Origin of the sequence: Thomasclavelia sp., from assembly GCF_017889095.1 — a bacterium.
Classification (GTDB): domain Bacteria; phylum Bacillota_I; class Bacilli_A; order Erysipelotrichales; family Coprobacillaceae; genus Thomasclavelia.
This window is the reverse complement of the sequence record NZ_JAGHEW010000076.1, coordinates 1-8,018: the sequence shown is the minus strand read 5'-3', so window position 1 is coordinate 8,018 and position 8,018 is coordinate 1. Positions and strand designations below refer to the sequence as shown.

9 protein-coding genes, 1 pseudogene and 1 other annotated feature are annotated in these 8,018 nt (G+C 30.8%); of the genes and pseudogenes, 8 read left to right on the top strand and 2 right to left on the bottom strand.

Going from position 1 to position 8,018, the window contains the following annotated elements:
- Together J7M77_RS03400 and J7M77_RS03395 are read left to right on the top strand one after the other, a co-directional pair.
- Positions 1-492, top strand: a pseudogene (locus tag J7M77_RS03400) (hypothetical protein); the annotation flags it as partial.
- 203 nt (positions 493-695) lie between these two features.
- Positions 696-1,088 carry a hypothetical protein gene (locus J7M77_RS03395; protein ID WP_296876009.1) on the top strand — a complete coding sequence of 131 codons (393 nt, stop codon included), beginning with the start codon at positions 696-698 and terminating at the stop codon, positions 1,086-1,088.
- Between the two features lie 35 nt (positions 1,089-1,123).
- Here J7M77_RS03395 and J7M77_RS03390 read toward each other — a convergent pair whose 3' ends face one another.
- On the bottom strand, positions 1,124-1,519 hold the full coding sequence (locus tag J7M77_RS03390; RefSeq protein ID WP_296876007.1) for a hypothetical protein: 396 nt from the start codon (positions 1,517-1,519) through the stop codon (positions 1,124-1,126).
- A 194-nt stretch (positions 1,520-1,713) separates the two neighbouring features.
- Here J7M77_RS03390 and J7M77_RS03385 point away from each other — a divergent pair, with 194 nt between their 5' ends.
- The 6 genes from J7M77_RS03385 to J7M77_RS03360 all read left to right on the top strand — a co-directional run bounded on the left by J7M77_RS03385 (position 1,714) and on the right by J7M77_RS03360 (position 6,363).
- Positions 1,714-2,478 carry an HAD hydrolase family protein gene (locus tag J7M77_RS03385; protein WP_296876005.1) on the top strand — a complete coding sequence of 255 codons (765 nt, stop codon included), beginning with the start codon at positions 1,714-1,716 and terminating at the stop codon, positions 2,476-2,478.
- A 30-nt stretch (positions 2,479-2,508) separates the two neighbouring features.
- Positions 2,509-2,763 carry a hypothetical protein gene (locus J7M77_RS03380; RefSeq protein WP_296876003.1) on the top strand — a complete coding sequence of 85 codons (255 nt, stop codon included), beginning with the start codon at positions 2,509-2,511 and terminating at the stop codon, positions 2,761-2,763.
- Positions 2,764-2,807: 44 nt separating this feature from the next.
- Positions 2,808-3,015 (top strand) — a binding site (T-box leader).
- Positions 3,016-3,064: 49 nt separating this feature from the next.
- Positions 3,065-3,832 carry a transporter substrate-binding domain-containing protein gene (locus J7M77_RS03375; protein ID WP_296876002.1) on the top strand — a complete coding sequence of 256 codons (768 nt, stop codon included), beginning with the start codon at positions 3,065-3,067 and terminating at the stop codon, positions 3,830-3,832.
- A 17-nt stretch (positions 3,833-3,849) separates the two neighbouring features.
- The gene (locus tag J7M77_RS03370; RefSeq protein ID WP_296876000.1) at positions 3,850-4,533 is read left to right on the top strand and encodes an amino acid ABC transporter permease; all 684 of its coding nucleotides are present in this window, start codon (positions 3,850-3,852) and stop codon (positions 4,531-4,533) included.
- A complete protein-coding gene (locus J7M77_RS03365; RefSeq protein ID WP_296875998.1) occupies positions 4,526-5,251 on the top strand; it encodes an amino acid ABC transporter ATP-binding protein in 726 nt (241 codons plus the stop codon). Before J7M77_RS03370 ends, J7M77_RS03365 begins: the two co-directional genes overlap by 8 nt.
- Entirely contained in the window at positions 5,251-6,363 is a 1,113-nt protein-coding gene (locus tag J7M77_RS03360) for an aminotransferase class I/II-fold pyridoxal phosphate-dependent enzyme (RefSeq protein ID WP_296875996.1), read from the top strand. The genes J7M77_RS03365 and J7M77_RS03360 overlap by 1 nt, the downstream gene beginning before the upstream one ends.
- Before the next feature lie 193 nt (positions 6,364-6,556).
- On the opposite strand, the gene J7M77_RS03355 is transcribed toward J7M77_RS03360, so the two are convergent.
- The coding region (locus J7M77_RS03355; protein WP_296875994.1) for a transposase at positions 6,557-8,018 on the bottom strand (1,462 nt) is incomplete at its 5' end.

Genomic DNA, 8,018 nt, shown 5'->3' with positions numbered 1-8,018 from the left:
AGTTTTAAATATGATGAACATATTAAAATGTTTGTAGATGATAAAGAAATTGATTTAGATAACGGGGATGACAGTTATTCGTATTGTTATCTAAAAAATAGATTTGGTTATCGTTATAAGGATTTCAATTTTAAAGGATATATGTTTGGTGATAATCTTGAAAACAGTGAAATATATCAAATACACGAGGAAGGTCCGGAGTTTTTTGGATACCTTTTTTTATTTATTGATGATAAGATGATTGATGATTTTTATGAACAGTCTAAATATTATCAATATGAATATTTAGTACCATTAGATATGATTTATTTTGAAGATTATGATAATCTTTCTAATAGTGAAAAACAAAGGCATATTATCGTTAGCTGTCTACAAAGGTTATATAACTATAAATATGATCCTTTAATGAATGATACTGAAAATAAGGTAATTGGGATTTTAGATCAACAATCTTTATCAGAAAAGTATTTAATAAATAAAATTAAAATATAAAATAATAAATAGTGGGGAGATTGAATTAAAATACATTAAAAATGCGAATTAGTGCAGCAAAAAAATTATATATAGTTTATTTAATGAGTCAGTGATTATATTTTCACTGACTTTTTTGTTTTAAATAAAGATAGGTAAATGTTATAATATTTTAAAGAATAATTTTAGTGAAATATAATTGCTTTTTGGTAATGGTGTAAGGTATGAAGAAAATATATATTTTTATTGTTGTTATCATTTTAGGTGGTTTGTTTATTGTTAAAAATGTTGGAAAAAAAGATAATAAACTTTTTGAAAATGTTTGTTATATAAATTATAAGATAACTACGGAAAATGGTATTGTCGAAGATGGAATGTCATCTAATGAGGTTGATGATTTTATTGAGTTAATTAATAATTTACAACTTGAAGAAGTGAAAGATAGTGAAATGGTTAAAGGCTGGTTTGTTTTATTTGGGTGTTATGATAATGATGAAAAGTATATGTATAATGCTTATTTGATTGGTGATTTGTTTTATATAGATAATACTTGTTATTATGTTGATGAAGATAATTTAAAGAAACTGCATCAATTTATTAATAAGATGATAAAATAATCGTGAGTTAATTGACCCACGATTATTTTATACAATTAATAAACATGATAATTATCAAGCAAGTCTTTAGATAACTTAGTTGCATGTAAGGCTGTTAAAACTGGTAAAAATGTATAGGCATAAAGATATTCTTTGAAAACAAAGACCATTACTAGTCCAATCATTGCTTCTACTAAAAAAACGATTAAATAAAGATAATTGATGTAAGTTACGGTAAAGCGAAAACGGGTTAGTAGTTTATTTATTAGTCTAGTTTTCTTTAAAATAACAAATATTATAAATAATCCATAACTAGCTATTCCAAAAATTAAACTTTTGATAATTAACTGTTTTATATCATTATTAAAATTAAAAGATAATTGACACCAAATTGCCCCTAATAACATGATGATCAAATAAATGATGATTAGTATGATTGCTTGTCGTTTCATTATTTTCCCTTCTTTCAGTTATATTAGCGTTCTTCCCTTTTAATTATAACAAAATTTATATTAATATAATAGTTTAACCAATAAAACTTCATTGGAAATTATAGCGCTCAAATCTTATAATATGTTATAATAAGCATACTAACTGATTAAATAATTATTAAAATTGTTATAATTTAAAATAGGATGGTGAAAATATGGGGAAGTATTTCTTTTTTGATATTGATGGTACATTAACTAATAGTAATCCAGGTGGCATTATTTTACCATCAACATATAAAACACTAGATAAACTTAGAGCTAATGGCCATTTTGTAGCAATAGCAACCGGTAGAGCTCATTGGATGGCAATGGAATTTAGTAAAATCTCGAAGATTGATAATTTAGTTTGTGATGGTGGTAATGGTTTGGTTGTCAATGGAAAGTTACTTGGAATTGAACCGTTAGATCGTCAAATTTGTTTAGAAATAATTGATGAATGTTTACAAAATCATTTTCCTTTTGCTGTTTCTTTAGGTGATAATCCAAAACTTTATAGCTGTAATGACTGGATAGCTAATTATCATGTTCCTGGAGAGTTAGTGATTGATGAAAATTTGGATTTTCATCAGGTAAAAGAGATTTTTAAAATCTTTATTCGGGCAAATGTTGAACAAGAAAAAATGTTAAAAGCGATCCATAAATTAGGCTATATGCGTTATCATGGTGATCAGTTGATTGTTGAACCAATTGAAAAATATCAAGGTATTTTAAAAATGGTTGAGTTAATGCATGGTGATAGTAAGGATATTGTTGTTTTTGGTGATGGAATTAATGATATTTCGATGATCAAACAGGCGCCATGTTCAATTGCGATGGGAAATGCGATTGATGAAGTAAAGCAGGCAGCAACATTTGTAACTAAATCTAATCAGGAAGATGGAATTGAGTTTGCTTGTAAACATTTTGGCTGGATCGATTAATTGTGGTATACTAAAGTTAGGTGAGATAAGATGGAAATATTAAAATGGTTAGGTATTATTGTTGGAATTTTTGCTTTATTGATTTTAGGCTGTTTTTTCCTGCTTAAAAGCGAGGAACAAAAACGTAAGAATTCAAAGCAGTATCGTGATAATCTTAAAAAGATCGAAGAAACTAACAAGATGTTAGATGAGGCAATCGAAGAATTAGAATCATATAACGAACCATTAAGGATGTTAAATGAACAAATTGCTGTAATTAAAGAAAACTTTTTACATGATGACTAAAAAAGTATTGACATCTATCATTATTTTTTTATAATGGTAGATATCAAAACCCGTTGAAAAAGAGAGTAGTTTAATTGATTTTTAAAGCGAGCTAATGATGGTGGAAGATTAGTAAATAGATTAAACGAACCGCACTTTGAAGGGGACTATTTGAACTAATAGTAGGATAGTCAGTAAGTCTGCTTTAAAGACAAGAGTGGATATATTAATTATATCAATAAGAGTGGTACCGCGGAAATGTTCGTCTCTTAGCTTTGGCTAAGAGATTTTTTATTTCCCAAAAAAAGAGAGGAGAAGGAAAATGAAAAAATTATTTAAAAGTTTATTGGTCGTTGCTTTAATGTTTACAATGACTGCCTGTGGCAAAGGGGATGACAGTTCAAAGGATTCTGTAACTTTAACAATCGGGATCTCACCTGATTATCCACCGTATGAATCATTAGACACTGATGGAAACATCATTGGATTTGATGCCGATATGGTTGCTTTATTTGAAGATTATTTAACTGAAGAAGAAGGAGTTGAATATAAATTAGAATTCAAACAAATGGATTTTAGTAATATTGTCACTTCACTTCAAGGAGATCAACTTGATCTAGGAATTTCTGGATTTACTTATGATGAAAAACGTGTGGTTGAATGGTCTGATCCTTATACTGCTACTGCTCAAGTAGCTGTAATGCCAAGTGATACTAATATTAAATCAGTAAGTGATCTAGAAGGTAAAAAAATTGCCGCTCAAACTGGTTCAACTGGTGAAGATGCTGCTAAAACAGTAAAAAATGCTGATGTTGTAAGTATGGATGATGTTCAAGATATCTTTACAGGTCTTGCAGCTCATCAATATGACGTGGCTATCGTTGATATTGCAGTTGGTCAAAATTATGTAAATAATGGAAATTTTGTTTATTTAGATGAAACATTAATGGATGAAGAAAATTACATTATCGCTAAAAAAGGTAATACTGAAGTAATCGAAAAAATCAATAAATGTATTGAAAAATTCTTAGCTTCTGATGACTATGATCAATTATGCGAAAAATACGGATTAAAACAATTAGAAAAATAAATTAAGAGGTAGAGGACATGTTTGTAGCATTTGATAAAGTATTTACGCTTGAAAACATTCTCTATTTATTAAAAGGAGCAGTGATCTCGCTAGTAATAGCGGCACTGTCCCTTTTCATTGGAATGATTTTTGGGATTTTAGGCGCTAGCGCTAAACGCTCTAAATATCGTGTTTTAAGAGCAATCGGAAATTTTTATGTTGAAGTAATTCGGGGAACACCGATGTTATTACAAATTCTAATTTTATTTTCAGTAGTACCATCAATTTATACAGCCTTTACTGGCGGTATTTTAAGAATTAATACTTATGTAATTGGTGTTATTGCGATGAGTATTAATAGTGGTGCTTATTCAACTGAATTAATTAGAAGTGGGATCAATGGGGTTGATAAAGGCCAATGGGAAGCTTGTAAAACATTAGGTTTAACTAATCGTCAAACGATGCAGTTAGTTATTTTACCACAAGCATTTAAACGAATTATCCCGCCAATGATCAGTGAATTTATTACATTAATCAAAGATTCTTCTTTGATTAGCTGTATTGGTGCAGTAGAGTTATTAAAAGGAGCCCAGGTAATTGGAACTCAATATTTTGATGCGATGTCACCGCTTTGTTTAGCTGCCGTTTTTTATTTGATTATGACAATCAGTATTTCTTATGTAGGAAGATATGTAGAAAGGAAGTTAGCTGCCAGTGATTAAAGTAGAACATATTACCAAAAAATTTAATGATTTAACAGCAGTCGATGATGTTTCTTTAGAAATAAAAAAAGGGGAAATTGTTTCTTTAATTGGTCCATCAGGTTCTGGTAAAAGTACCGTGTTAAGATGTATTATTGGTTTGGAAAAACCAGAATCCGGAAAAATTTATATCGATGGCCAGGAGTTTAGTGAAGATAATGTTAATTATCGTTTATTACTTAGAAAAATGGGATTTGTATTCCAGCACTTTAATTTATTTCCTCATAAAACCGTTTTAGAAAATTTAACCTTGGCTCAAATCAATGTTTTAAATCGTGAGGAAAATGAAGCAATCGAAGTTGCCCAAAAATATTTACAACGGGTTGGTTTGTTGGATAAACAAAACGAATATCCTAATAAACTATCAGGCGGACAAAAACAAAGAGTTGCCATTGCCAGAGCATTATGTATGAATCCTGAAGTAATTCTTTTTGATGAACCAACAAGTGCTTTAGACCCAGAAATGGTCATTGAAGTCCTTGAAGTTATGCAAGAACTTGCAAAAGAAGGAATGACGATGGTTGTCGTTACTCACGAAATGGGCTTTGCTCGTAATGTTGGCGATCGTGTTGTCTTTTTAGAAGACGGAAAAATCATTGAAGAAGCACCAGCTCAAGAATTTTTCACTAACCCTAAATCTCAAAGAGCAATTGATTTTTTAAGCAAGGTGATGCATTAATGAAAATTGATTTATTTGATGTTGAACTATGGATGAGTGAACATGAAACAAATTACCGTTATAATTTAGCGGAAACCTGTGTTGCTTCAATGAGTCTTAATGACTTATTAGCTATGTGTAATAACCAGGAAGAAGTTATTAGTAATTTATTTACGACTAAATTAGATTACGGTCCCATTACTGGCAGTGTAAAGTTACGAAAGTTAATTAGTAACTTATATCAAACCGGTAATGAAGATAATATCACGATTGCTCAGGGCTGTATTAATGCTAATGAATTAGTATTATATAGTTTATTAAATCCTGGCGATCATATTATTACGGTAGTACCGACATATCAGCAGTTTTACTCATTTCCTAAGTCAATTGGAGTAGAAACAACCTTAATTGAATTAAAAGAGGAAAATAACTGGTTACCAGATATTAACGAATTTAAACAGGCAATCAAAGAAAATACGAAAATGATCTGTCTAGTTAATCCTAATAATCCAACTAGCAGTAAATATTCAAAGGAATTTTTAACTTCATTAATTGAAATGGCTAGTAAAAAAGATATTTATATTTTCTGTGATGAAGTTTATCAAGGCTTAGGTAATGATGAAGTATCGATTAGTGATTTATATGATCTAGGAATTAGTACTTCATCACTTTCAAAGATCTTTTCTTTTGCTGGACTGCGATTAGGCTGGATCAAGGCTAATCAAGAAATTATTGAACTGATCAATAATCGCCGTGATTATCACATTATCTCTACTGGTTATTTAACTGATTATTTAGCTACATTAGTATTAGAAAACTATGATCAAATTTTAAAACGCAGTAAAGAAATAATTACAAAAAACCGGGAAATCTTAACTAACTGGCTAAAAAGTGAACCATTAGTTGATTGTGTTGTTCCCGAAGTTGGAACGATTGCTTTTTTAAGATATCATTTACCAATGAAATCAAAAGAGCTATGTGTTAAATTACAACAAGATACTGGTGTTTTCTTTGTTCCTGGTGCCTGCTTTAATCAAGAATATCATTTACGTTTTGGCTTTGCCAATAATAGTAAAGATATTGAAACAGGATTACAATTATTTTCTAACTGGCTGCATAGTCAAAACAACTAAGGGGCTGTAACGAAATAAAGTTTTAGAAGCTGATTTTTGTTCAGCTTCCCTTTTTTTATATGATTTTTATTTTTGAGGATAAAAAAATTTTTTACTGTTATTTCTTTTTTAGTACATTAACTTTTTCTTCGGTTTTTTTGTGAATTTTGAGCGCAATGAGCCTGTCTTTTTTTAAGTCACACTTTAAGGGTACTTAATTTGCTCTGTTTTTTATTTTTTCCATCCTGTATTTATGATATTTTTTTAAATTGTACCCCAGACATACTATTAAAAACTCCATTCTCGTATTTTCAAGCCCTCTTCTTTTTAATCTTGTAAATCCCATATCCTGCTTGATTACTCCGAATGTTCCTTCTACCTGTATGCTCCTCTGTTTTTTCTGTTCTTTTCCGAATTCATTTGAAAGATTTTTATCTACTTTCTCATAAAATTCATTTAATACCGCATCTTTTGTCAGGATTCTCTGTTTGCTTCCGTTTTTGCAGCATTTATCTATGTTTTTGCATCCTTCACATTTTTTTATGCTCGTATATTTCTGCTTTATTTTTAGATATGCTCCCTCTTCATCATACTGTTCTCCAACTGGGCTGTCAAATACATGCCCCTCAGGACATATTTTATATCCTCTGCTGTCTGTTTCCCAGTTTAATGTCTCAAATTTCTTTTTTTTGAATTTTGGCTCATTCTTTTTTGCATACATGCTGTATTTCATAAACAGTTCCATTTTTTTTGTTACGCAGTACATATAGTTGTCATAGCTCCCGTATCCTGCATCAGCTACCGGATATTTTGGATATTCTCCCATATATTTTTTATATCTTTCCATTAACGGTATAAAAGTTTTCTGATCCGCCGGTCTCTGATAAAGTTCTGCATTTACCACTATTCCTCCGCTTACTGCTATCTGGGCATTGTAGCATGCTCTTGTTACTCCCGTATTATTGTAGTAGTCCATTTTTGTCGCACACATTGTGGCATCATGATCCGTTTTTGAACAGCTGCTTCTTCCTTCTCCTATAATATCAAGCCATTTTTCGTATTCGGCGAGTTTCTGGTAATATCCCAGAAATGTGTCATAATACCGCTGTACTGTGCTTTTTCTCTTCCCGCGTCCATATACCGGCTCTATTCCTCTGCTGACCATTTCTTCCATCAGCCGTTCTGCCATATTTCCCATCTCCTGAGCACAGTAATGCCTTCTGATTGGAATGTCCCATCCTATTTCTTCGCTGATCTCTCTGACTGACTGTGTTATTTTTTCGAATTTTTTCTCTCTTGCATTTATTATTCTTTTCTTATAGACAAATGTATTCTTATTGGCATTGGCTTCAATTTTAGTACCGTCTATATACTGTACGGAAAAATCAACATTCATAAGCTCCCCGATATGATGAGATATTTCCATAAATATCTCATCTATACTTTTTATAAGCTTAAACCTGACTAAATTTTTAAAGGCATTGTGGCTTGGCATATCGTATTCCATGATGTGCATGAATCTTACATCATAACGGCATGAAGTTGCCACTTTTCGGTAATCGATGGTGTGATTCACCATCATTGAAAACAGAAGTGCTCTGAGCATTTTTGCACTGTCATATCCCTTTCGTCCCCGGCGGTCCCTGTTTTTAAAATATTTTCTAAGATTCACTCCT

Bases quoted from the DNA above. Each gene is read 5' to 3' on its own strand.
- J7M77_RS03395 (WP_296876009.1), top strand. From the start codon at position 696: ATGAAGAAAATATATATTTTTATTGTTGTTATCATTTTAGGTGGTTTG.
- J7M77_RS03390 (WP_296876007.1), bottom strand. From the start codon at position 1,519: ATGAAACGACAAGCAATCATACTAATCATCATTTATTTGATCATCATG.
- J7M77_RS03385 (WP_296876005.1), top strand. From the start codon at position 1,714: ATGGGGAAGTATTTCTTTTTTGATATTGATGGTACATTAACTAATAGT.
- J7M77_RS03380 (WP_296876003.1), top strand. From the start codon at position 2,509: ATGGAAATATTAAAATGGTTAGGTATTATTGTTGGAATTTTTGCTTTA.
- J7M77_RS03375 (WP_296876002.1), top strand. From the start codon at position 3,065: ATGAAAAAATTATTTAAAAGTTTATTGGTCGTTGCTTTAATGTTTACA.
- J7M77_RS03370 (WP_296876000.1), top strand. From the start codon at position 3,850: ATGTTTGTAGCATTTGATAAAGTATTTACGCTTGAAAACATTCTCTAT.
- J7M77_RS03360 (WP_296875996.1), top strand. From the start codon at position 5,251: ATGAAAATTGATTTATTTGATGTTGAACTATGGATGAGTGAACATGAA.